This is a genomic window from Acidovorax sp. 59, assembly GCF_002754175.1.
GTDB lineage: Bacteria > Pseudomonadota > Gammaproteobacteria > Burkholderiales > Burkholderiaceae_C > Acidovorax > Acidovorax delafieldii.
Window position 1 is genome coordinate 1,395,078 of sequence record NZ_PEET01000001.1, and the last position, 24,130, is coordinate 1,419,207.

Here is a 24,130-nt window from a genome sequence, read left to right on the forward strand (position 1 = left end):
ACTCAATCTCATGGCCACCATTCCAATTACCAAACGCGGCGCCGAAATGCTCAAGGAAGAGCTGCACCGACTCAAGACCGTGGAGCGTCCCGCTGTGATCTCGGCCATTGCCGAAGCGCGTGCGCAGGGCGACCTGAGTGAAAACGCCGATTACGACGCCGCCAAGGACCGCCAGGGCTTTATCGAAGGCCGCATTCAGGAGATCGAGGGCAAGCTCTCGGTGGCCCAGGTCATCGACCCCAGTGCGGTCGATGGCGGCGGCAAGGTGGTGTTTGGTGCCACGGTCGAGCTGGAGGACGAAGAGTCGGGCGACACGGTGAAATACCAGATCGTCGGGGAAGACGAGGCGGACCTCAAGCGAGGCCTGATCAATATTTCCAGCCCCATCGCGCGTGCCCTCATTGGCAAGGAGGAAGGCGACACCGCTGAGGTGCAGGCCCCCGGTGGCATCCGCCGCTATGAAGTGGTGGCGGTCAGCTACCAGTGATGGTGTGATGGCTGCCATGTGGCTGGGCATGCGCCCGCGACTTCCCGCTCTGGTGGCGGCCTTGTGGTGGGGCAGTCTCACCACCATCGGCTTTCTGGTGGTGCCGCTGTTGTTCGCCTCTCTGCCATCCCCTTCCCTGGCGGGACAGATGGCGGCCCGGCTGTTTGCGGCGCAAACCTGGGTGGCTGTGGTGTGCTGTGTGGTGCTGCTGCTGCTGTCCAGACCTCGGCATGGGGTGACCCAATATCCGTGGGCACGCGCTGCCATGCTGTTCGTTCTGGGCGGCCTGCTGCTGGCGTTGCTCAACCAGTTTGGTGTGGCGCCCCGCATTGTGGCCCGGCAGGACTTGCGTCTGTGGCACAGCGTGGGGACAGTGATGTACGCGGTGCAATGGGGCTGCGCCTTGGCAGTGTTCTGGCAAACGCTTCGGCCAGGAGCGCACACGGCAGTGGAAGAGCGGTCCGCCAGCGATTGACGGTCAGGCAAGCGACTCGCTGACAGACCTACTGCGGCGTGGACTTTTCTTTTGAGGACAAGCCTGCCCGCCGCCGCGCCTATTCGTGCCAGTGTTCCGCCACCCAGGTAGCTGGACGGATGTAGCGGAAGCGGCGGTTGCGCCTCCCCGCCAGCGCATCCGGGGGATTGCATTCCCCGTGAAAAATCACGATGCGTGCGCCTTCGGGCACAAACGGAGCGCGCCAGTAATTGGTGGGCCACGGCGGTATCCCGTGGTACTTGAAACTGGGGCACCATGCAGCGGGCCAGTATTGCAGCTTGCCCTGCTTGTGCAAGAAGTCGGACAGGTAGGCCTGTTCGTTGCGAAACTGTGCGCGTATCTCCGCGAAGTGTTCGCGAAAATACGCCAGCACATCAGGATGGGCGCCAAGCTCGAAGCGATAGACCGACGAGTTTCCCGTGATGCGCCATGGGCGTTTGTAGTCGTGAATGATCAGGAATTCGCCGGGCTGGGTGAAAAAATCATCCAGGCTGCCGGTGACGACCACATCCACGTCCAGAAACAGGGCGGTGCCCCGCAGGCCATGCAAGTCTGCGCTGAAGGTGGCCAGCTTGGTCCAGCCCCGCTCGGGAATGCCGGGCGGTAGATCCAGTGCAGGAATGGGCAGGCATTGCACTTCGCTACGGATTCCGGTGCTGTCATCGGTGAGGCAGACAAAACGGAAGTCTCCGCTCAGATGCCGGCGCACCATGGCGTACAGCCGGTTGACGTATTCGGGGCCGTATTTCGTGCCCCATTTCATGCAGAGGATGTGGCGCGTCGGCGCCATGCCGGCAGGTGCTGCAATGGTTGCAGATGCTGCTTCAGCGGTCATCAGTCAGCCTGGCGCTTCTTGATGGATTTTTGCTTGGGCTTGGCGCGCTTGATTTGGCCGCCTGACGTGAGGCGCTGGTTGCCGAGCACACGCAACTGCTTGATCTCGGGGCGCTGACCACCCCGTTTGCTGTACTTCAGCACCTTGACATCGCGTGGGCCGGGCATCCGGTCTTCGTCGATGGTTCGCTCTTTGACAGGCTGGGGCCGCCACAGCACCAGCAGTTTGCCGATGTGCTGAATGGGTGCAGCGTTGAGTTCGGCGGTCAGCTCCTGGTACATCAGCTCGCGCGCCACGCGGTCGTCGTTGAAAACACGCACCTTGATCAGGCCATGGGCGTTGAGGGCGGCGTCGATTTCCTTCTTCACGGCAGGGGTGAGGCCATCGCCGCCGATCAGGACCACGGGGTCCAGGTGGTGGGCATTGGCGCGTTGTTCCCGGCGCTCGGCAGGAGTCAGTTGAATTTGGGGCATACCCGTATTATGTCTGCGGCCCGTGGTGGGGTGACTCCACCTCCCAAGTGCGGCAAGGCTTTCAAGTCACCAGCTACAGCGATTGTCGAGAGACAATACCGCCATATGAAAGTCAAAACCCAGAGCAAGAAGGTGAACAAGGCGTGGCTCAACGACCACGTGAACGACACCTATGTCAAATTGGCACAGAAGGAGGGTTACCGCGCCCGTGCCGCCTACAAGCTCAAGGAGATTGACGAGCAACTGGGCCTCATCAAGCCTGGTTATACGGTGGTCGACCTAGGCTCCACACCGGGGGCGTGGAGCCAGTATCTGCGCAGGCGCATGTCGCCCGCGGGCGCCGCAGCGGGGCAGCTCAACGGGGTGATCATTGCGCTGGACATTCTGCCCATGGACCCCATTGAAGGCGTCACCTACTTGAACGGAGACTTTCGCGAGCCCGAGGTGCTGGAGCGCCTGGAGCGGGCGCTCGACGGCCGGGTGGTGGACGTGGTGGTGTCTGACATGGCGCCCAACCTGTCGGGCATCGAGTCGGCCGATGCAGCACGGATTGCGCATTTGGTGGAGTTGGCTGTGGATTTTGCGTGCAACCATTTGAAACCGGAAGGCGCCCTGGTGGTCAAGCTGTTCCATGGCAGCGGATACAGCGATCTGGCCACCCTGTTCAAGCAGACCTTCAAGGTCGTCAAACCCTTGAAACCCAAGGCGTCGCGCGACAAGTCGTCAGAAACCTTCCTGGTGGGCATGGGGCTGAAAAAGCAGCCTGTCTAGGCTTGCCTCAGGTCAAGAATCCGTGAACTTTGGCTGCAAAGCCCGTGCTGATTCCATGGGCGTGAGGGGGAATAGAGCTGGTCCCGTGGCTTGAAAGACCTAAAATGGGCCGCACATGCGTGCCATGACGGCAGTGTGTCCGTTTTCTGTTCCCTGCAACTGGAGCCCCGCTTGAACAATCAGTGGTTTTCAAAAATTGCCGTATGGCTGGTCATTGCCATGGTGCTGTTCACGGTGTTCAAGCAGTTTGACACTCGCAGCGGCGCCAGTGCAGGCCACGTCGGGTATTCCGAGTTTCTGGACGAAGTCCGCAACAACCGCATTAAAAGCGCCACCATTCCCGAAGGGCTGAGCGGTGGCGAGATTGTTGCGGTCACCACCGATGATCGCAAGATCCGCACAAACGCTTCGGTGCTGGACCGTGGTCTGGTGGGTGACCTGCTGAATCACAACGTCAAGTTCGACGTGAAGCCTCGTGAGGAAGGCTCCTTGCTCATGACCCTCCTGGTCAGCTGGGGGCCCATGTTGCTGTTGATTGGCGTGTGGGTGTACTTCATGCGCCAGATGCAAGGTGGTGGCAAGGGCGGCGCCTTCAGCTTTGGTAAGAGCAAGGCGCGCATGCTGGACGAGAACAACAACCAAGTGACGTTCGCTGACGTGGCCGGTTGCGACGAGGCCAAGGAAGAAGTCAAGGAAGTGGTGGACTTCCTCAAAGACCCACAAAAGTTCCAGAAGCTCGGCGGTCGTATTCCCCGTGGCCTGCTGCTGGTGGGGCCTCCCGGTACTGGCAAGACCCTGCTGGCCAAGTCCATCGCTGGCGAAGCCAAGGTGCCGTTCTTCAGCATCTCCGGCTCCGACTTCGTGGAAATGTTCGTTGGCGTGGGCGCGGCGCGCGTGCGCGACATGTTCGACAACGCCAAGAAGAATGCCCCCTGCATCATCTTCATCGATGAAATCGACGCGGTGGGCCGCCAGCGTGGCGCGGGCCTGGGCGGGGGTAACGACGAGCGCGAGCAGACCCTGAACCAGATGCTGGTCGAGATGGACGGCTTTGAAACCAACCTGGGCGTCATCGTGGTGGCTGCCACCAACCGCCCTGACATTCTGGACGCCGCCCTGCTGCGTCCAGGCCGGTTTGACCGCCAGGTGTATGTGACGCTGCCCGACATCCGTGGCCGCGAGCAGATCCTGAACGTGCACATGCGCAAGATCCCGATTGGTCAGGATGTGGCACCTGGCATCATCGCCCGTGGTACCCCCGGCATGAGCGGTGCCGACTTGGCCAACCTGTGTAATGAAGCCGCCCTGATGGCTGCCCGCCGCAATGCGCGCACCGTGGAGATGCAGGACTTCGAGAAGGCCAAGGACAAGATCCTCATGGGTCCCGAGCGCAAGAGCATGGTCATGCCCGAGGAAGAACGCCGCAACACGGCTTACCACGAGTCAGGCCATGCGCTGATCGGCAAGTTGCTGCCCAAGTGCGACCCCGTGCACAAGGTCACCATCATTCCCCGCGGCCGTGCTCTGGGCGTGACGATGAGTCTGCCCGCGCAGGACCGTTACAGCTATGACCGCGAATACATGCTCAACCAGATCAGCATGCTGTTCGGTGGCCGCATTGCCGAAGAAGTGTTCATGAACCAGATGACCACCGGCGCCAGCAACGACTTCGAGCGCGCGACCCACATCGCCCGCGACATGGTCACGCGCTACGGCATGACCGATGCCCTGGGGCCGATGGTTTACGCCGAGAACGAAGGCGAAGTGTTCCTGGGCCGCTCGGTCACCAAGACCACCACCATGAGCGAACAGACCATGGAAAAGGTGGACATGGAAGTGCGCCGCATCATCGACGAGCAGTACAACCTCGCCCGCCGCCTGATCGAAGAGAACAGTGACAAGATGCACGCCATGGCCAAGGCCTTGCTCGAATGGGAAACCATCGATACCGAACAGTTGGACGACATCATGGCGGGCAAGGAGCCTCGTCCTCCCAAGGACTGGACGCCACGCACCCCTCCCTCTGGTGGTGATAACTCCAGTGGCGGCACTCCAGCTGTAGCCACGGATACTGCACCGACGGCAGCCTGACCGGGCTCGCGGTCCAGCCGTTTGAACGGGGCCTTGTGCCCCGTTTTTCATGGGGACCATCGTTTTTTCTTGCGGAATGCTTTGTCGAGCCGCTATTTCGAAATCTGCACGGGTGTGATCGGCATGATCTGGCAAACCTCTCGCTTCGCAATTGACTTGGTCCGTCCCCAGGTCATGGGCATCGTCAACGTCACTCCTGATTCTTTCTCCGATGGTGGGCGCCATGGCTCCACGGCTGCTGCGCTACGGCATTGCGAACAGCTGTTGAAAGAGGGCGCAGATATTTTGGATATCGGTGGTGAGTCCACCCGCCCGGGCAGCCCTGCTGTGCCGCTGGATGAGGAGCTGTCTCGTGTCGTTCCCTTGGTGCGTGAGGCTGTGGCGCTGGGTGTCCCGATTTCAGTGGACACCTACAAGCCGGAGGTCATGCGTGCTGTGCTGGATCTGGGGGCTGACATCGTCAACGACATCTGGGCCCTGCGGCAGCCAGGAGCTGCGGCAGCGGTGGCTGCGCACCCGCAGTGTGGTGTGTGCCTGATGCATATGCACCGCGACCCGCAGACCATGCAACAGGCGCCCATGGGGGGGGATGTGGTGCCTCAGGTGCTATCATTTTTGCAGCTGCAGGCGCATAATCTACTAGCGCTTGGCGTCGAAAAGGCTCGTATCCTGCTGGATGCGGGCATTGGTTTCGGCAAAACGGTGGAACAGAACTTTGCGTTGCTGGCACGACAGTCCGAGCTATTGGCTGCTGGCTACCCGCTGCTGGCGGGATGGTCGCGCAAGTCATCGCTGGGTACGATCACCGGGCTGGAGGTGAGCCAACGCATGGTACCCAGTGTGGCCGCCGCCTTGCTCGCGGTGGAGCGGGGCGCGTCGGTAGTGCGTGTGCACGATGTACGCGAGACGGTGGCGGCACTGGCAGTGTGGTCTGCGATGCAGCGATCTGGCTGAGGGGCCGGTGATTCGAGAGCAGGTAGTGGGGCGCCAGGTCCTCGCCTTTGACAACAACATACTGAGATCCGTACGAGGAGACGCCAGAACATGACACGCCAATACTTTGGAACCGACGGCATCCGCGGCACTGTGGGGCAGCCGCCCATCACACCGGATTTCGTGCTGCGCCTTGCCCATGCAGTGGGTCGCGTGTTACGCCGCACGGAAGAGCGGCCCACAGTGTTGATCGGCAAGGACACCCGCATCTCGGGCTACATGCTTGAAAGCGCGCTGGAGTCTGGCTTCAACTCGGCAGGGGTGGATGTGGTGCTGCTGGGGCCGTTGCCCACGCCAGGCGTGGCTTACCTGACTCGCGCCCAGCGCGCCAGTCTGGGCGTGGTCATCAGCGCCAGCCATAACGCCTACCCTGACAACGGTATCAAGTTCTTCAGCGCGCAAGGCACCAAGCTGTCGGACGCCTGGGAGCTGGCGGTGGAAGCCGCACTGGCCGAACCGCCCGTCTGGGTCGATTCGGCCAGCCTGGGCAAGGCCCGGCGCCTGGATGATGCGGCCGGGCGCTACATCGAGTTTTGCAAGAGCACGTTTCCCCAGGACCTGACGCTCAAGGGCCTGAAGATTGTGGTGGACGCTGCCCACGGAGCCGCGTACCAGGTGGCGCCCAAGGTATTCCACGAGCTGGGTGCGGAGGTGCTGTCGATTGGCTGCGCACCCGACGGCCTCAACATCAACCACGAGGTCGGTGCGACACACCCCGACGCGTTGGTGCGCGCTGTGCGCGCGAACCATGCCGACTATGGCATTGCCCTGGATGGGGATGCAGACCGGCTGCAGATTGTGGACGCCACTGGGCGGCTGTACAACGGTGACGAGCTGCTGTACCTGATGGCGGCAGACCGCATGGGCCGTGACGAGCACGTGCCTGGCGTGGTGGGCACGCTGATGACCAACATGGCGGTAGAGGTGGCGCTACTGGCCAAGGGAGTGAAGTTTGTACGCGCCAAGGTCGGTGACCGGTACGTACTGGAAGAACTGGCGCGCCACCACTGGGTGTTGGGCGGGGAGGGGTCCGGGCATCTGCTGGCTCTGGACCGACACACCACCGGCGACGGTTTGGTCAGTGCCCTGCAGGTGCTGCAGGCTTGTGTGCGCAGTGGCCGCACGCTGGCGCAGCTGCTGGCAGGCATCACGCTCTACCCACAGGTCTTGCTCAACGTCCGATTGGCGCCAGGGCAGGACTGGAAGGCCAACCGTTTACTGGCAGAGGCCACGCAGGCGGTGGAGCAGCAGTTGGGCCCCTCGGGTCGCGTACTGATCCGCGCCAGTGGCACCGAGCCTCTGCTGCGTGTGATGGTGGAGGCGCGCGACGCGCAGTTGGCCAGCTCTTGCGCTCAGCGCCTGGCCGACGCAGCCCGCGCGGGTTGAGGTCTTGGTCTATCGGCAGAGTGCAGCAGCGTCCGCCGCGCTGGAAAGGGTCTTGAGGCTGGTCAGTGTGCGGCCGTGTGTTGCCGCATGAAGCGTTCCAGTTGCTCCGCGGGCAGTGGCGTGCTGAAGTGGTAGCCCTGCGCTTCGTCGCAACCTTGTTCGTGCAAAAAGGCCAGTTGCCCCTCGGTTTCCACACCTTCGGCGGTAGTACGCATGCCCAGCGCCTGCGCCATGCGGATGATGGCGCTGACGATGGCGCGGTCGTTGCTGTCGTTGCCCAGGTCGCGCACAAAGGATTGATCGATCTTGAGCTTGAATATCTGGAACCGCTTGAGCTGGCTGAGTGACGAATAGCCCGTGCCGAAGTCGTCCATCGACATCCGCACTCCACGTGCATGCAACTGGTCCATGGTGGCCACCGCCGCATGGGGGTCGTCCACTGCCACCCCCTCCGTCAGCTCCAGTTCCAGCGAGTCGGGGGGCAGGTCAAACTCCGCGAGCACCCGGCTCACCAGCTCTGGCAGCTGTGGCTGGCGAAATTGAATGGCTGACAGGTTCACTGCCATTGTGAGTTCGGGAAACCCGCAGCTGCGCCATGCCTTGAGCTGGGCCAGTGCTGTGCGCAGCACCCACTCGCCGATCTGCAGAATCTGGCCGCTGTCTTCGGCGATGGGGATGAACTCTCCCGGAGAAATCGCACCCAGCTGGGGGTGTTGCCAGCGCAGCAGGGCTTCTACACTGCGCACAGTACCCGTGGCCAGGTTCATCTGTGGCTGGTAGTGCAGATGGAACTGTTCGCGCTCCAGCGCACGGCGCAATGCGTTTTCGAGCTGCAGGGCCCGTACCGACTGGGCCTGCATCTCGGGGGTAAAGAAGCGAAAGGTGTTGCGTCCGTCCAGCTTGGCGCGGTACATGGCCACGTCTGCCGACTGGGTCAAAGTATCGAAATCGTGTCCGTCCTGGGGGAACAGCGCAATGCCCATCGACGGGGCCATGGTCAGCTCGTGGTGATCGATCTGGTACGGCTGACGGGATGCCTCCTGCAACTTGCTGGCAACCCGGGCTGCACCCCGTGCATCGGCGCCTGGCAAAAGCAGGATGAACTCATCCCCTCCCAGGCGCGACACCGTGTCCTTGTCGCGTACCACCGCACGCAGGCGCTTGGCAATTTCGACCAGCAGCACATCGCCCACCCGGTGGCCCAGAGAGTCGTTCACATGCTTGAAGTGATCCAGGTCCAGGAAGATGACGGCCAGCGGCGTCTGGTTCTCCTGCGCCACCCGAATGGCCTGCTGCGCACGTTCTGCCAGCAGCGCCCGGTTGGGCAGACCGGTCAACGCATCGTAGTGGGCCAACCAATAAATGCGCTCCTGGTCGGCCTTGCGGTCATTGATTTCACGGTGCAGGTTTTCCACTGTCTCGCGCAGCTCGCGCGTGCGGTCTTGCACCTGCCGCTCCAGCTCCTCATGGGCCTGGGCCAGCACCGCCTGCGCGCGTTTGCGGTCGGTGATGTCCATGGTGATCCAGATGGTCCCCTGGGCAGGGTCGGCGGGATCGATGCATTTGCTGCGCACTTCGCAAATCACAGGGGTGCCGTCCTTACGGCATAGCTCCACCTCGCCCTCGTACGACTGTCCGGCCACCAGCGAGGGGTAGCAGCGGTCGCCCACTTCTTGCCAGGCAGCATCGCTGGCGTACCAGCGACGCGACGAGCTGCCCATGAGTTCGCCCGGCTCAAAGCCCAGCATCTGTTCAAAATGGTGGTTGCAGCGGGTCAGATGCCGGTCTCGCAGAAAGACGATGCCGACCATCGCGCTGTCAAACAGCAATTGCTTTTCCCGCACAGCGGCATTCAGCGCGGCGTGGGCACGCTTTTGCTCATCGATGTCGTCCACGATCCAGATCGAGCCTTCTCCGGTGTCGTGCGGATTGATCAGGCGCCCCGTGAGGCTGCCCCAGAACAGTGTGCCGTCCTGGCGACGCAACTGGCGTTCAATCCGGAATGACTGCCCTTGGGCAAGCGCGGGATAAGCCGTGCGCCCGAGGTCGCGGAATGCATCCCGGTCTGGATAGAAGGCTTCGGTGTTGAGCCCTACCAAGTGGGCGGGGCTGGCATAGCCGAAAATTTCGGCATACCGCTGGTTGCAGCGCACCACGCTGCGCTGGCGCAGGAACACGATACCCACTCCCGCGCTGTCCAGGAGGGTTTGTTGTTCACGCAAGGTGCGTTGCAGGGGGGTGTCAGGGGACACTCCGGCGCGCTGCGAGGGCGGAGTGCTGAACAGCGAATACATAAGACCAGAACAGGCGGCTGGGCCAGACGGCCTCAGAAAAGTGTGCCAAAGTGTAGCAGCGGCAGCTTACAAGCCGTTTGAGGGTATGCCTCAGGTACAGCGCTGCAGGTTCTGCCGTACGGCTGATGCAAGTGCAGTCGCCAGGAGCTCTGGCGCGAGAGGGTGCAGAGACGCGTTGCCCGGCGTTTTTAGCGTCCCAAGTGTTCCCGCAGATAGGCCTCAAAGGCATCGGCTGCCAGGGGGCGACTGAACAGGTAACCCTGGCCTTCGTCGCAGCCCTGCGCGCGCAGAAATTCCAGCTGGCCATCGGTCTCCACCCCCTCGGCGGTCGTTTGCATGCCCAAGGCCTGCGCCATGCGGATGATGGCGCTGACAATGGCCCGGTCATTGGCGTCGTCGTCCAGGTCGCGCACAAACGACTGGTCGATCTTGAGCTTGTAGATCTGGAAGCGCTTGAGGTAGCTCAACGACGAATATCCCGTGCCAAAGTCATCCATCGACAGCCGGACGCCCCGGTCATGCAATTGGTCCATCATGGCCAGTGCAGCAGCTGGGTCGTCTACCGCAGCCCCCTCGGTCAGCTCCAGCTCCAACCGACGCGCAGGCAGTCCGGCTTGTTGCAGGCAGCGTGTCACCATCTCGGGCAACTGGGGGTGACGGAACTGCACCGCCGACAGATTGACTGACACAGCCCGCAGTGGCAATTGAAGGTCCAGCCAGCGCTTGGCGTCATGCACGGCAGTGTTCAGCACCCACTCGCCAATTGCGACGATCATGCCGCTGCTTTCTGCCACAGGGATGAACTCCGCCGGGGACACCATGCCCAGCTCGGGGTGGCTCCAGCGCAGCAGCGCCTCGGCACCGACCACTTGGCGCGTGGTGAGTGACACCTGAGGTTGGTAGTGCAGCTCGAACTGGTTGCGTTCCAGTGCCCGGCGCAGTGCGTTTTCGATCTGCAAGGCTCGGGCGGTCCGTGCCTCCAGGTCGGCGGTGAAAAAGCCAAAGCGGTTGCGCCCGCTTTGCTTGGCACGGTACATGGCGGCATCAGCGCGCTGGTACAGGGTGTCGAACGAGTCTCCGTCCGCCGGATACATGGCAATGCCTACGGACAGGGTGGTGGTGAGTTCGTAAGGCTCCACCTGAAACGGCTGCGCCACGGCCATCAGCAAACGGTTGGCTACGTCGGCCGCCTGCAGGGCCGAGGCAGCGGGTAGCAGCAGCAAAAATTCATCCCCTCCCAGGCGCGATACGGTGTCCTGTGTGCCCAGCAGGGACTCCAGCCGTCGCGCTACTGCCACCAGCAGGATGTCGCCAATGCGGTGCCCCAGCGAGTCGTTGACGTTCTTGAAGTGGTCCAGGTCCAGGAACAGCAAGGCCAGCGTTCCGCCCCGCGCTTGCTCTTGTTCGATGTGGCGTTGGGCGCGCTCTGCCAGGAGCGCACGGTTGGGCAGATCAGTGAGGGGGTCGAAATGCGCGAGGCGCTGGATGCGGTCCTGAGCCTCGCGTTGCTGGGTGATGTCGCGGAACAGCGTGATGGAGTGGGTGGTGCTGCCATTGCCATCGCGCACGCGGCTGACGGACAGCCACTGGGGGTAGGTCGATCCGTCCTTGCGGCGGCCCCAGGCTTCGCCTTCCCAGTGCCCTTCTTTGGTGAGATGGGTGTACACCAGGTCGGCATCGAAGTCTCGGGTGGACTCTGCCACCGTGAGCAGGCGCATCGACTGACCTACGGCCTCCGCTTCGGAGTAGCCGGTGATGCGGCTGAATGCCCGGTTGATGCGCACGATGGTTTGGGCCGCGTCGGCAATCACGATGGCCTCGCCGCTCTGGTCAAACACCTGGGCCGTCAGCTGCAGTTGTTCTTGCGACCGCTTGCGTTCAGAAATGTCGCGGGACAGCACGATGAACCGGGGTTTTCCTCCCGCTGATCCTGCCTTGCGGGCCGCAGAAAGCTCGAACCAGGTGGGCCCCAGGCCAGGCAGGTCCAGCATGATCTGGCGTCCAGTGGACCATCCTTGGGATTGCGCTTCATTGAGCACATCCATCACCGTCAGTGCAGCCAGGGCGGGTAACACCTCGGTGACATTGCGGCCGATCAATTGCTCAGCAGGGCCCATGAGCAACTCGGCACGAGGACTGTGCACGCTGCAATAGCGGCCATCTTGGTCGATTTCAAACAACGGATCGGGAATTGCATCGATGGTGGCGCGCAGCTGCTGCTGTGTGGCCTGGATCTCGGAGGTCCGCTGGGCCACCTGTGTCGCCAGACCGCGCTCGTGCGCCTTCAATTCGACGAGCAAGCGCGCCAGGTAGCCCATCAGCAACGCAAACAGCAAGCCCAAGGCGCAGCGCAGAGCCAGCACATCTGGCGCGCCCCATCCCTTGACGGGTGTCAGGCTGAGCGTCCACTGGCCATTGGGCAGGGTCAGGGACCGGCCAACAGCGTCACCGGTGGGCGGAGGGTCAGACGTCGCGATGGTCTGCTCCTGGTTGTTATCCGGGCGGACACGCCACAATCGATAGTGAAAACCCCGTTCCTTGAGCTGGGGCAGCCGGGCGGTGGCCAGCACTTCGGGCAGACGGATGGTGACGTAAGTAAAACCCCAGAAGCTCCGGCGCCCCAGGTCATCTTCCAGGTACACCGGTTGGCGCCCCACGACGCCCAGGCCGCCCTGGACCAGCTCCATGGGCCCCGCCAGCGTCAACACGCCGGACTCGCGGGCGCGGGCTGACTCCGCCCCTTGGCGGGGGTCGTTGAGCTGGTCAAAACCAATCGAATTTTCGTTGCCTGCACGGGGAACAACCTGCTGCACTACCCCTCCCGGGGACAGGCCCATGGCCGCGATACCCGGGTAGAAAGGCAGCATCTGCACGCCGATTTCTTCGAACTGGGGAACGTTCCCGTGGCCCTGGCGCACCAGCGCCACCAGAGTGTTGTTGGCCGAGAGTGCCAACTCGATGGCGCGCTGCAGGGCCTGGACATGATCGCCCGCCACATCGGCGGCTTGGGTGCGCTGCTGCGCACGTTCCTGGCGTTCCAGCGTCCAGATCAAAGCACCAGCGCAAGCTGCTGCCAGCACAAACACAGCCACAAAGGCTGCGATGGGGCTGCGTGTGGGGGGCAGGGCGGGGGACGGCACGGCGGAGTTCCTCAGTCAATTATGCAGGCCATCGGTGAGGGCCCGTGCCAATGGAAAGCGCGCATTGTCATGGCGTTGACACGCCGAAGACATGGGCATGTCATGCGCGGCTTTCACACTCCCGGCCAGGAAAGCGGATTCCCGCTCTGTTTGGAAATTCCAGCTGTGCCCGTTCTTACCGAAGGAGACGTTGTCCATGAACGACCTGCCCACTTTGATGCAGTTGTCCACATCGCCGGAGGCTACAGGTACCGGTATTGTTCAGCCTTCTGGTGTTGTGCCGGGCGCTGTGCATGCTATCCCGGCGCGTGGTGCTATCGAGGTGACTTGGGCCAGGCATCTGGATGAGGTCCGTGAGGCACAGCGCTTGCGGTTTGAGGTGTTCGCGGCAGAGATGGGCGCTCGATTGACGACCCCCATTCCTGGCCACGACGTGGACCTGTTTGACGACTATTGCGAGCATCTTCTGGTGCGCGACGCTCCGAGCCAGCAAGTCATTGGGACTTACCGGGTGCTGACGCCCGCGCAGGCCAAGCGGGTGGGCGGAACTTACAGCGATACCGAATTCGACTTGACGCGCTTGCGCACGCTGCGCCCGCGCATGGTGGAGCTGGGCCGCAGCTGTGTGCATCCAGACCACCGCCACGGCGGCGTGATCATGGCGCTGTGGAGCGCGCTGGCGGACTTCATGGTGCGCAACGAACTCGACACGATGATCGGCTGCGCCAGCATTCCCATGCTTCACAATGGCGTGGTCAGTGGCGATGCGGCGGCCAGCATCTGGCAGCAAGTGCGAAAGACCCATCTGGCACCCATCGAATACCACGTGCTGCCGCGCCTGCCGTTGCCCGTGGAGCATCTGGACGGATCCATTGCCGTGGACCCACCGGCCCTGATCAAAGGCTATCTGCGACTGGGCGCCCGTGTACTGGGTGCACCGGCGTGGGATCCGGACTTCAATACCGCCGACCTGCCCATGCTGATGCGGCTGGCCGACCTGCATCCCCGCTACCGCAAGCATTTTCTGGGGGCCTGACCGGTGCGTGCCGCGTTCGAAGCCCTGGGCCCTTGGTTGAACGAGTCCCAGGTGCCGCAGGATGCAGAGCCCGAGGCCCTTGCGGCGTTCGCCGGTCAACGCCGGTTCCGTGCGGTGTTCATTTCGGATTTGCACCTCGGCACGCCTGGGTGTCAGGCTGAAGCGCTTCTGGATTTTCTGAAGCACCATCCCAGCGACCATCTGTACCTGGTGGGAGACATCGTGGATGGGTGGCAGTTGCGCCGCCGGTGGTTCTGGCCACAGGCGCACAACGATGTGGTGCAAAAGCTGTTGCGCCGCGCGCGCAAGGGGTGCCGCGTGGTGTTTGTTCCTGGTAACCACGACGAATTTGCCCGAGCCTTTGTGGGGCATTCTTTTGGCGGTATCGAAGTGGTGTCCGATGCTGTGCACATCACTGCAGATGGGCGCAGCCTGTGGGTCACGCATGGTGACCACTTTGATGGTGTGATCCAGTGTGCCAAATGGCTCGCCTACGTGGGTGACAACCTCTATGAATTCACGCTCAAGCTGAACCGCCATCTCAACATCCTTAGGGCGCGGATGGGGCTTCCGTATTGGTCTTTGTCAGCTTACCTGAAAGGCAAGGTAAAAAAGGCGCTGAACTACGTCACCGATTTTGAAGTGGCGGTGGCCGCAGAGGCCCGTCGCCGCGGGCACGATGGAGTGGTCTGCGGACATATCCACCGCGCGGAGATGCGCGAGATTGGTGGCACCTTGTATTGCAACGATGGCGACTGGGTGGAGAGCCACACAGCACTCGTCGAGCACCTTGATGGTCGGCTGGAGCTGTTGCAATGGCCCGCTGTGCCCGCAGCCAATCTGTCCAGCCAGGCCACACGGGTGTCCGCATGAAGATTGCGCTGCTGACTGATGCATGGCTGCCGCAGGTCAATGGCGTGGTGACCACTTTGGTCGAGTTGGTGCGAGAGCTGGAAGATGCCGGGCACGACGTGCAGGTGCTGCATCCTGGTCAGTTTTCTACCCGTCCTTGTCCCGGTTACGCTGGCATTGATCTGGCGGTGCGACCCTACAAGTTACTCACCCAGAAGTTGGACGCCCTGCAGCCCGATGCCATTCATCTGGCGACCGAGGGGCCTTTGGGCTGGGCGGGGCGTCGTTACTGTCTCAAGCGTGGCCTGGCATTCACCACAGCCTTTCACACAAGGTTTCCCGAGATTCTTCAGGCAGCCTTGCGCATACCACTGGGTTGGGGTTATGCGCTTTTCAGGCATTTTCATCGCCCTTCGTCGGGGGTAATGGTTCCTACGCAGGGTGTCTTGCAAATGCTGCAGCAGCGGGGCTTTCGCCAACTGCGTTTATGGACGCACGGTGTGGACACCCAGGCGTTTCGCTTTCATGGTGAGGTCTGTCAGAGTCCGCTCACTGGCGTTCTGGCGCATCCTGTGGCGCTGTATGTGGGGCGCATTTCATATGAAAAGAACATCGATGCCTTTTTGCAGATGGACATGCCGGGCACGAAGGTGGTGTGTGGTGTAGGCCCGCTCGAGGCACGGCTGAAAGCCAAGTACCCGCACGTACGCTGGCTTGGCATTCTGGACCGGGAGGCGCTGGCACAGGTCTACGCCTCGGCCGATGTCTTTGTGTTTCCGAGCCGCTCCGAAACCTTTGGGCTGGTCATGCTGGAGGCAATGGCTTGCGGCACGCCGATCGCTGCCTTTCCTGAAGACGGTCCGCGGGAGGTCCTGGGTGCAGGGGACGGCAGGGTGCCGATGGGCGGCGTGTTGCACGCGAGCCTTCTGGCGGCCACGCAGCAGGCCTTGTCCATACCCAGGTCCGAAGCACGAAGCCGGGCGCTGGAGTTCACCTGGGCACATGCGGCCAGGCTGTTTCAACAGTACCTGGTACCAGCCCGCTCCAGCTCGCAGGGAGTTTTCGTGTCTGTCACAAATTCTGTCACGCAGTTGTCATCTGGGCGTTAAATACTGCAGCGATCCCGCAATTGCTGTACGCGCGTATCCATGCTGCCCCTGCCTCCTGTTGATTCCATCCCTTTGCAGCGCGAGCACCCCGATGCTGTCGGGGACTCCTCGCACGCCGTGTCACATGACAACGATTTTGCGGCTGTGGGGGCTGTCACGGGCGTTGCCCCCCACATGTTTCTGGACCGCGACCACAGCATCCTGGCATTTAACGAACGCGTGTTCGACTGGGCGGTTCGCACAGATGTCCCGCTGCTGGAGCGGCTGCGCTACCTGTGCATCGTGTCATCCAACCTCGACGAGTTTTTTGAAGTACGTGCTGCAGCGCACATCACGGCGGCCAAGAAGGGCGAGACCAAGGGGCTCTACACCGCAGCGTCGTTCGAGGCCCTGTCCGCCCAGGTCCACGACCTGGTAGAGCGGCAATACGCGCTGTACAACGAAGCACTGGTTCCCGCATTTGCAAAGCATGGGATACGTATCGTGGCGCATGGTGACCGCTCCGCAGAGCAAAGGCGGTGGGTGCACGAGTATTTTGCGCGCGAGGTCCGTCCCTTGTTGATTCCGGTGGGGCTCGACCCGGCCCACCCGTTTCCGCAGGTGGCTAATAAGTCGTTGAACTTCATAGTGCGTCTCAAGGGGCATGATGCCTTCGGCCGCGAGAACGAAATCGCCATCGTCAAGGTGCCGCGCGCACTGCCCCGCCTGATCCGCATGCCAAAGAAGGTCGCGTCCGACGGGGCGTTGTTCGTCAGCTTGTCCAGCATCGTGCGTGCCCATTTGGAAGACCTCTTTCCTGGCCGCGAAGTGACGGAGTTTTCCCAGTTTCGTGTCACACGCCACTCCGATCTGGCACTGGACGAAGAGGATGTTCGTAACCTGCGCACCGCCTTGCGGCAGGGCCTGCAGCACCGTCATTACGGGCAGGCTGTGCGCCTGGAAGTCTCTGCGGGTTGCTCTCGCTTCCTGTCCGACTTCTTGTTGCAGCAATTTGATCTGCCCAACGCGGCCTTGTACCGTGTACATGGTCCTGTGAACTTGGTGCGCCTGAATCAGCTGGTGGACTTGGTGAACGATCCCGCGTTGCTGTTCCCGCCATGGAGTTCCGCTTGGCCACGTCAGCTCCAGCCAGGGGTGTCCATCATGGGCCAGCTGCGCGAGCGCGACGTGTTGATCCACCAGCCGTTTGAGAGCTTTGATGGTTTGCTTGCGTTCCTGCGGGAGGCTGTGAACGACCCGGACGTGCTGGTCATCAAACAGACCATTTACCGCACGGGCGCCGACTCCGAACTCATGGACCTGCTCAGCGAGGCGGTACGCCGAGGCAAGGAGGTGATGGCGGTGGTGGAGCTGAAAGCACGCTTTGACGAGGAGGCCAACATCAATTGGGCAGAGGCGCTGGAGTCGATTGGGGCGCAGGTGGTCTATGGCGTCGTGGGCCTCAAGACCCACGCGAAGATGCTGCTCGTCACACGCCGTGAAGGGCGGCAGTTACGCCGTTACGGCCATCTCTCCACTGGCAACTACAACGTGCGCACGGCCAAGCTGTACACCGACCTGAGTTACCTCACGGCAGATGAAGAAACCACTGCCGATATGGACGGTGTTTTCAATCACCTGGCCAGCCAGAACCGGCCTCCCAAGCTGCGCAAGCTCATGCTGGCACCGTTCCATTTGCATCGCCGCATGATCGAAAAAATCGAGCGCGTGGGACTGGCTGCCAGCCGCGGGGAAGACGCACGGATCGTGGCCAAGATGAATGCCCTGACCGACGAGGGATTGATGCGGGCGTTGATCCTCGCTGGGCAGCGCGGCGCGCGCATCGATCTGATTGTGCGCGGGGCCTGCATGCTGGCCCCGCAGGTGCCGGGAGTGACTGACAACATCCGGGTGCGCTCGGTGATTGGTCGGTTCCTGGAGCACACGCGTGTTTTCTATTTCCGCGCGGGGGGCGAAGAAGACCTCTATCTGTCGAGTGCCGATTGGATGAACCGCAACATGATGCGCCGTGTCGAGCTGGCGTGGCCAGTGACTGACCCCAAGCTGCGCCAGCAGATCATTGATGAATGTTTGGTGGCCTACCTGTGTGATGACCGCGATGCCTGGACGTTGAATGCCGCCGGCGTCTACGACCGCGCTGTGCACCCGGTGGACGGTAGTGGTGCCCAAAACGCGTTGATGGTGCGCTATGGGCCGCGGCCTGCTTTGGGTCGCGAGGAGCCAGGGGTCGCATGATGGATTTGATCCTTTGGCGTCATGCCGAGGCGGAAGAGGCAGAAGACGGTAGCGATGATCTTGCACGCCCGCTCACGGCCCGGGGCGAGAAGCAGGCGGCGCGCATGGCGGCCTGGCTTGATCGTCAACTGCCGGAAGGCCTGAGGGTGGTGGCAAGTCCAGCGCGGCGGACTGAGCAAACTGCCCACGCTTTGGGCCGCAAATTCAAGATGCGCGCCGAGTTGTTGCCTGGCGGTACACCACAGGATTTGCTAGAGCTCGTGCAATGGCCGCGTGCCAAGGGCGCTGTTCTGGTGGTGGGGCACCAGCCCATGCTGGGCCAGACCGTTGCCCAGTTGTTGCAACTACAGGCCCCCGAGTGCCCTGTGCGCAAGGGCTCCGTGTGGTGGTTGCGCCAGCGCCAGCGCTGGGACCACAGCCAGACCGTGCTCATGGCCGTGCAGTCACCGGAGTTTCTTTAGCTTGCCCGGCGATGTCCGAGGGCCCGAAGCCGTGCCCCTGGACACGCCGTGTCTCGGGACAGGGTTACTTGCGTCCTGCTTTGCCGCTGGCCTTGGTCGTTGCCTTGGCTGGGACAGTTGGCGCGGCTTCAGCTGTGTCGGCCTTTGGGCGACCGGTCTTGATGGAAGGCACCGCTTGCAAAGCGCTGCGCAACGCGCTGTCTGACAGACCTGCCAGCACCTTGAGCCCTGCGCGCAACAGCTCGCTTTTCTTGACGGGGTGGGCCAGTGCTGTGGCGCGGTCTTTCAGGGTGTCGAGCACCGCGTACTCGTCTTTGGGGATGGTGAAGCTGTCACGGACCAGCTTGGGCTTTTTGCCCTTGGTCTCGGTGGCCTTGCCGGTTTTCACTGCAGCTGCTGCCTTGGCAGGCTTGGTCGCAGCTGCTGGTTTGGAAGTCGGCGCCTTTTCTGCCACGGCCTTTTTGGTGGGCTTGATAGCGTTGGATGCCTTTGGAGCCTTGGGTGCTGTTGCCGGCCTGGTTGACTTGACGGCCTTGGCGGGCTGGGCTGCTGCGGGCGCGGCGGGTGCGACGGAGGGGTTGGGGGTTGTAGTGGCAGCGGTCATGGCAGAGGATTGATAAACGGTGTAAACAGTTTATATCGTTTATTGTTTCCCCTCAAGGCATGCCCACAGCCAGCTCCCAGGGGGTTTTTTGCCAGGCTTGGATTTCTTCGCGCAGAAGGTGGGCCGACTGTGGGTAGGCCATGGCCCAGCCCGGGCGAGCGCTGACCTCAAATCGCTGCCTGTCCAGCTGCAAAGACAGTCCTTTGGTATCGGGCTCCCGGCGTGCATGGCAGAGCGCCACGGCCAAGCGCAAGCACAAGAGCTGCAGCACAAAAATCGGATCGTCGAGTTCCACCCCCAGCTTTCGTACCTTGCCCCGCTGCCCCTGCACCAGCACTCCCAGGCGGTGCAGTTCTGGCACCGCAAAACCAGCGGCGTCAGTGTTGTCGAGAATGTAAGCGCCGTGTCGGTGGTAGTCGCTGTGGGAAATGCGGCAGCCAATCTCATGCAGGCGGGCTGCCCAGTCCAGCTTGCGGCTGGCACGTTCGCTCCCGGGTGGAGCAGCCTGGTCAAACAGTGCGCAGGCGGTGCGCGCCACGCGGTCTGCATGCTCCATGTCCACGCCAAACCGCTGCATCAGCCCTTGGACGGTGGTGGTGCGAAGGTCGGTGCCGGGTTGCTCCCGATCCAGAAGGTCATACAAGGCGCCCTGGCGTAGTGCTCCTTGCGCCACCTGCATCTCGTGGATGTCCAGCAGGTCAAACACGGCGCGCAGCACGCTGATGCCCCCCCCGATGACTGCACGGCGCTCTTCCTTGAGTCCGTCCATGCGCAGCCGGTCGGCACTTTGGGCGCGGAGCAAACGCTCCCGCAGCCAGTTCAGCCCATCGCGGGTGATCAGACCCTGCGAACCTCCTGCAGCGGACAGAATGTCCCCCACGGCGCCCGCCGTGCCAGACGACCCATAGGCAACATCCCATGCATCGGGGCGAAAAGTCTCCAGCGCCTCATCGAGTACCGCCTTGGCAGCAATCTCCGCCGCCAGGAAGGCCTGGGCAGAGAACTCTCCCTTGGCAAAGTACCGTTGTGACCAAGCGACGCTGCCAACCCGGAAAGAGGCCACCGCGTGGGGCGTGAACTGCTCGCCGAGGATCAATTCGGTGGACCGACCTCCGATATCCACCACCAGGCGGCGCTCGTCCGACTGAGGCAGCAATCGGGCTACGCCCTGGTAAATCAACCGAGCTTCTTCCGGGCCAGACACCACGTCGATAGGGTATCCCAGCACCTCACTGCCGCGTGACAGGAATTCTTCGCGATTGCGCGCTTCACGCAGTGTTTGAGTGGCCACTGCACGCACCTGCGCGCGGGGAAAGCCCGCCAGGCGCTCGCCAAAGCGCGCCAGACAAGCCCAGCCGCGCTCCATGGCGTCGCGAGTCAGGTTGCGGTCTTCATCCAGCCCGTTGCCTTGGCGCACGGTTTCCTTGAGGTATTCCACCCGCTGGACGTGTCCGAACTCATAGCGCCCGATTTCCAGGCGAAAACTGTTGGAGCCGAGATCGACTGCGGCGAGGCGTGTGCCGTTCTGCATGTGTGTTTGGTGGGAGCTGCGTCCGGCATCGTACCGCGATGCGCGTGGCCTGATCCGAAGCGCGGGCCGCCATCCGCTGGGCGGGCAAGTGACCGGGAGATGGCGGGAGTGTGACGAGGTTGTGTGACGCATTCATGACGCCAGCGATGCCGCGTCATGAGGGGTGTTGCAATGGTCTGAGGTTGGTTATTTATGTCACTGAATTGTCACGATAGGCCTCTAGAGTTCGCTCTGTTCCTGTTAACCCCTGCCGAAAGGTACCTCATGAAACGCGTATTTCTCAAAACCGTCGCAGTAACTCTGGCCGCCCTGGCAGTGGGCAATGCCTTTGCGGCAGACATCACCGGCGCCGGCGCTACGTTCCCCTTCCCGATGTATGCCAAGTGGGCTGAAGCTTACAAGAAGGAAACCGGCGTGGGTCTGAACTACCAGTCCATCGGTTCCTCGGGTGGTATTCGCCAGATCCGCGCCAAGACCGTGGCTTTTGGCGCTACCGATGCCCCTCTGTCGGGCGCTGAACTGGAAAAAGACGGCATGGTGCAGTTTCCTGCCATCATCGGTGGCACCGTGCCTGTGGTGAACCTGGACGGTTTCAAGCCAGGCGAACTGCGCGTGACCGGCGCCGTCCTGGCCGAAATGTATCTGGGCAAGATCACCAAGTGGAACGATGCCAAGCTGGCAGCCCTGAACCCCGGCAAGACGCTGCCCGACCAGAACATCACCATCGTGCACCGCGCCGATGGCTCTGGCACCACATTCAACTGGACCGACTACCTGAGCTCTGTCAGCAAGGAATGGGCGGACACGGTGGGCAAGGGTGCTGCAGTGAAGTGGCCTGCTCAGTCTTCCGTGGGTGGCAAGGGCAATGAAGGTGTTGCAGCCAACGTGACCCGTGTGAAGGGGGCCCTGGGCTACGTGGAGTACGCCTACGTCAAGAAGAACAACATGACGTTCCTGCAACTGCAGAACGCTGATGGCAAGTATGTGGCGCCCGACGATGCCACCTTTGCAGCGGCGGCTGCGAGCGCTGACTGGTTCAGCGTGCCTGGCATGGGTATTTCGATGGTGAACGCCAAGGGTGCCAACAGCTGGCCCGTGAGCACGGCATCCTTCATCCTCATGTACGCCGACCCCGCAGACAAGGCCCAGTCAGCCGAAGTTCTGAAATTCTTTGACTGGGCCTTCAAGAACGGCAAGACCATGGCTGCTGACCTGGACTACGTGCCGCTGCCTGACGCTCTGACGGCGCAGATCCGTTCCAAGGTCTGGTCGCAAATCAAGAAGTAAGCGGTTTGCCCCAGAATAGTGCCCATCGGCCGGCTGGTCTGACCGATGGGCGCTGGTTTGTGGGGTCTCCAGAAGCCAGATGGGAGTCAACATGAGCGTGGGAACCACCATGAGTTCGCAACCCGTGTCCGTCAAGATGACGGACGCCCCCACACCGTCCATGGTGTCGATTGCCAAGCGGCAGCGCCTGCAGGACATCGTTTTCCATCGGCTGACCCAGAGCCTGTCGCTGCTGGTGCTGGTGGCGCTGCTGGGCATCATCGTTTCGCTGTTCATCTACGCGTGGCCAGCTTTTCACAAGTTCGGCATCCAGTTCATCTGGCGCGCTGAGTGGGACATCATCAATGAAGAATTTGGTGCGGCGATTGCCATCGTCGGCACCCTGGCTAGCGCAGGCATTGCACTGCTGATCGCCGTTCCGCTGGCGTTCGGCATTGCGCTGTTCCTGACCGAAACCTGCCCTGTTTGGCTGCGCCGCCCGCTCGGCACGGCGGTGGAATTGCTGGCGGCCGTCCCGTCCATCATCTACGGCATGTTCGGCCTGTTCGTGTTTGCGCCATTGTTTGCAGACCATTTCCAGGTACCCGTGCAAAAGCTGCTCGGCTCCATGCCGCTGGTCGGCTTCCTGTTTGGCGGCAGTACCAACGGCTTTGGCATCCTGGCCGCTGGCATCGTGCTGGCCTTCATGGTGTTGCCTTTTGTGGCTGCCGTGATGCGCGATGTGTTCGAGATTGTTCCCCCCATCCTGCGCGAGTCCGCCTATGGCCTGGGCTGCACGACCTGGGAGGTGGTGCGTCGCGTGGTGCTGCCCTACACGCAGAAGGGCGTGATTGGCGGCGTGATGCTGGGCCTGGGTCGGGCATTGGGCGAGACCATGGCGGTCACTTTCGTGATCGGCAACGCCAACCGCATGCCCACCTCGCTGTTCTCGCCCGGGACGTCCATCGCATCCACGTTGGCCAATGAGTTTGGCGAGGCGGCGGACTTTCATTTGTCCACGCTGTTTGCCCTGGGCTTCCTGCTGTTTGTGATCACGTTTGTGGTGCTGTCGGCCGCCAAGATCATGCTGCTGCGCGCCGAGAAGGCCAAGGGCCTGTAAGCCCTGCAGCCCGCTCCCGACCCTCTTCAGAGACGAGCTCCATGGAATTCAATCAACAACTCTACAAAAAGCGCCAGCGCTCCAACGCCATTGGCCTGACCCTGTCACTGGGCGCCATGGCACTGGGCCTGTTCGTGCTGCTCTGGATCCTGAGCGTGCTCCTGTCCAACGGTTTTGCCGCTTTGGACTGGAACATGTTCACTCAGTCCACCCCAGCGCCCGGCTCCGACGGCGGTGGCCTGGCCAACGCCATCGTGGGCAGCCTGCTGATGGTGGGCTTCACCGTGCTGGTGTCCACGCCCATCGGCGTGCTGGCGGGGGTGTACCTGGCCGAATACGGGGACCAGAGCAAGACCGCCGAACTGACCCGCTTTGTGACGGACATCATGCTGTCGGCCCCTTCCATCGTGCTGGGCCTGTTCGTATATGCCATTGCGGTCGCTACCGTGGGCAACTTCTCGGGCTGGGCGGGCAGCCTGGCGCTCTCGCTCATCGCCGTGCCGGTGGTGGTGCGCACCACCGAGAACATGCTGCGCCTGGTGCCCGGCAGCCTGCGCGAAGCGGCCTTTGCCCTGGGTGCGCCGCGCTGGAAGGTCTCGACCATGGTCACCCTGCGCGCTGCTCGCAGCGGCGTGATGACCGGCTTGCTGCTGGCTGTGGCCCGCATCAGTGGCGAGACCGCGCCCTTGCTGTTCACTGCGCTCAACAACCAGTTCTTCAGCACCAACATGAATGCGCCCATGGCCAACCTGCCGGTCGTGATCTTCCAGTTTGCGCTGAGCCCGTACGAGAACTGGGTTCGCCTGGCCTGGGGCGGTGCGCTGCTCATCACGCTGTCGGTGCTGATCCTAAACGTCGTGGCGCGGGTGTTCCTGCGCGAAAAGAATCGCGTGTGATTCCCTTTGCTGATCCGGCCAACGCCAACGCCAACGCCATCGACAAGACTGCCT

Annotated in this window: 21 protein-coding genes; 14 read left to right on the top strand and 7 right to left on the bottom strand. The window is 62.3% G+C overall.

Features of this window, described 5'->3' with window-relative positions; all coding sequences use genetic code 11:
- Positions 1–10: 10 nt before the first annotated feature.
- Both greA and CLU87_RS06315 read left to right on the top strand, forming a co-directional pair.
- Positions 11–487: a transcription elongation factor GreA gene (gene greA, locus CLU87_RS06310; protein ID WP_056067220.1), complete on the top strand. Its 477-nt coding sequence runs from the start codon at positions 11–13 to the stop codon at positions 485–487.
- Between the two features lie 28 nt (positions 488–515).
- Positions 516–962: a DUF4149 domain-containing protein gene (locus CLU87_RS06315; RefSeq protein ID WP_099732064.1), complete on the top strand. Its 447-nt coding sequence runs from the start codon at positions 516–518 to the stop codon at positions 960–962.
- Positions 963–1,041: 79 nt separating this feature from the next.
- Here CLU87_RS06315 and CLU87_RS06320 read toward each other — a convergent pair whose 3' ends face one another.
- Both CLU87_RS06320 and CLU87_RS06325 read right to left on the bottom strand, forming a co-directional pair.
- On the bottom strand, positions 1,042–1,773 hold the full coding sequence (locus tag CLU87_RS06320) for a glycosyltransferase (RefSeq protein ID WP_369804336.1): 732 nt from the start codon (positions 1,771–1,773) through the stop codon (positions 1,042–1,044).
- Positions 1,774–1,817: 44 nt separating this feature from the next.
- On the bottom strand, positions 1,818–2,291 hold the full coding sequence (locus CLU87_RS06325) for a YhbY family RNA-binding protein (RefSeq protein ID WP_056067223.1): 474 nt from the start codon (positions 2,289–2,291) through the stop codon (positions 1,818–1,820).
- 105 nt (positions 2,292–2,396) lie between these two features.
- Here CLU87_RS06325 and CLU87_RS06330 point away from each other — a divergent pair, with 105 nt between their 5' ends.
- The 4 genes from CLU87_RS06330 to glmM all read left to right on the top strand — a co-directional run bounded on the left by CLU87_RS06330 (position 2,397) and on the right by glmM (position 7,532).
- Positions 2,397–3,062, top strand: coding sequence for an RlmE family RNA methyltransferase (locus CLU87_RS06330; RefSeq protein ID WP_099729891.1), 666 nt, complete (start codon positions 2,397–2,399; stop codon positions 3,060–3,062).
- A gap of 171 nt (positions 3,063–3,233) precedes the next feature.
- Complete coding sequence (gene ftsH / locus CLU87_RS06335; protein ID WP_056067227.1) at positions 3,234–5,153, top strand: ATP-dependent zinc metalloprotease FtsH; 1,920 nt, start codon at positions 3,234–3,236, stop codon at positions 5,151–5,153.
- A gap of 123 nt (positions 5,154–5,276) precedes the next feature.
- Positions 5,277–6,107 (top strand): dihydropteroate synthase, encoded by an 831-nt coding sequence (gene folP, locus CLU87_RS06340; RefSeq protein WP_056743713.1) that lies wholly within the window; start codon positions 5,277–5,279, stop codon positions 6,105–6,107.
- A gap of 90 nt (positions 6,108–6,197) precedes the next feature.
- Positions 6,198–7,532, top strand: coding sequence for a phosphoglucosamine mutase (gene glmM, locus CLU87_RS06345; protein WP_056743600.1), 1,335 nt, complete (start codon positions 6,198–6,200; stop codon positions 7,530–7,532).
- A 62-nt stretch (positions 7,533–7,594) separates the two neighbouring features.
- Here glmM and CLU87_RS06350 read toward each other — a convergent pair whose 3' ends face one another.
- From CLU87_RS06350 to CLU87_RS23130, 3 genes are all read right to left on the bottom strand, one after another.
- Entirely contained in the window at positions 7,595–9,826 is a 2,232-nt protein-coding gene (locus CLU87_RS06350; protein WP_099729892.1) for an EAL domain-containing protein, read from the bottom strand.
- Positions 9,827–10,014: 188 nt separating this feature from the next.
- Entirely contained in the window at positions 10,015–12,966 is a 2,952-nt protein-coding gene (locus CLU87_RS06355) for an EAL domain-containing protein (protein ID WP_099729893.1), read from the bottom strand.
- Between the two features lie 15 nt (positions 12,967–12,981).
- Complete coding sequence (locus CLU87_RS23130; RefSeq protein WP_143227256.1) at positions 12,982–13,164, bottom strand: hypothetical protein; 183 nt, start codon at positions 13,162–13,164, stop codon at positions 12,982–12,984.
- On the opposite strand from CLU87_RS23130, the gene CLU87_RS06360 reads away from it, so the two are divergent.
- The 5 genes from CLU87_RS06360 to sixA all read left to right on the top strand — a co-directional run bounded on the left by CLU87_RS06360 (position 13,163) and on the right by sixA (position 18,659).
- Positions 13,163–14,002 (top strand): GNAT family N-acetyltransferase, encoded by an 840-nt coding sequence (locus tag CLU87_RS06360; protein ID WP_056067235.1) that lies wholly within the window; start codon positions 13,163–13,165, stop codon positions 14,000–14,002. The two genes, CLU87_RS23130 and CLU87_RS06360, sit on opposite strands and share 2 nt — an antisense overlap.
- Positions 14,003–14,005: 3 nt before the next feature.
- Complete coding sequence (locus tag CLU87_RS06365; protein WP_099729894.1) at positions 14,006–14,875, top strand: UDP-2,3-diacylglucosamine diphosphatase; 870 nt, start codon at positions 14,006–14,008, stop codon at positions 14,873–14,875.
- Entirely contained in the window at positions 14,872–15,963 is a 1,092-nt protein-coding gene (locus CLU87_RS06370; RefSeq protein ID WP_099729895.1) for a glycosyltransferase family 1 protein, read from the top strand. Before CLU87_RS06365 ends, CLU87_RS06370 begins: the two co-directional genes overlap by 4 nt.
- Before the next feature lie 174 nt (positions 15,964–16,137).
- Complete coding sequence (ppk1, locus tag CLU87_RS06375) at positions 16,138–18,198, top strand: polyphosphate kinase 1 (protein WP_099732066.1); 2,061 nt, start codon at positions 16,138–16,140, stop codon at positions 18,196–18,198.
- Positions 18,195–18,659, top strand: coding sequence for a phosphohistidine phosphatase SixA (gene sixA, locus CLU87_RS06380; protein ID WP_056067241.1), 465 nt, complete (start codon positions 18,195–18,197; stop codon positions 18,657–18,659). Before ppk1 ends, sixA begins: the two co-directional genes overlap by 4 nt.
- Positions 18,660–18,723: 64 nt before the next feature.
- On the opposite strand, the gene CLU87_RS06385 is transcribed toward sixA, so the two are convergent.
- Complete coding sequence (locus tag CLU87_RS06385) at positions 18,724–19,263, bottom strand: hypothetical protein (RefSeq protein ID WP_099729896.1); 540 nt, start codon at positions 19,261–19,263, stop codon at positions 18,724–18,726.
- 52 nt (positions 19,264–19,315) lie between these two features.
- Positions 19,316–20,794, bottom strand: coding sequence for a Ppx/GppA phosphatase family protein (locus CLU87_RS06390; RefSeq protein ID WP_099729897.1), 1,479 nt, complete (start codon positions 20,792–20,794; stop codon positions 19,316–19,318).
- A gap of 264 nt (positions 20,795–21,058) precedes the next feature.
- Here CLU87_RS06390 and pstS point away from each other — a divergent pair, with 264 nt between their 5' ends.
- The 3 genes from pstS (at position 21,059) to pstA (ending at position 24,076) form a co-directional block, all read left to right on the top strand.
- Positions 21,059–22,081, top strand: coding sequence for a phosphate ABC transporter substrate-binding protein PstS (gene pstS / locus CLU87_RS06395; protein WP_099729898.1), 1,023 nt, complete (start codon positions 21,059–21,061; stop codon positions 22,079–22,081).
- Positions 22,082–22,190: 109 nt separating this feature from the next.
- The gene (gene pstC / locus CLU87_RS06400; protein ID WP_369804293.1) at positions 22,191–23,180 is read left to right on the top strand and encodes a phosphate ABC transporter permease subunit PstC; all 990 of its coding nucleotides are present in this window, start codon (positions 22,191–22,193) and stop codon (positions 23,178–23,180) included.
- 41 nt (positions 23,181–23,221) lie between these two features.
- On the top strand, positions 23,222–24,076 hold the full coding sequence (pstA, locus tag CLU87_RS06405) for a phosphate ABC transporter permease PstA (protein WP_056067253.1): 855 nt from the start codon (positions 23,222–23,224) through the stop codon (positions 24,074–24,076).
- Positions 24,077–24,130 lie beyond the last annotated feature (54 nt).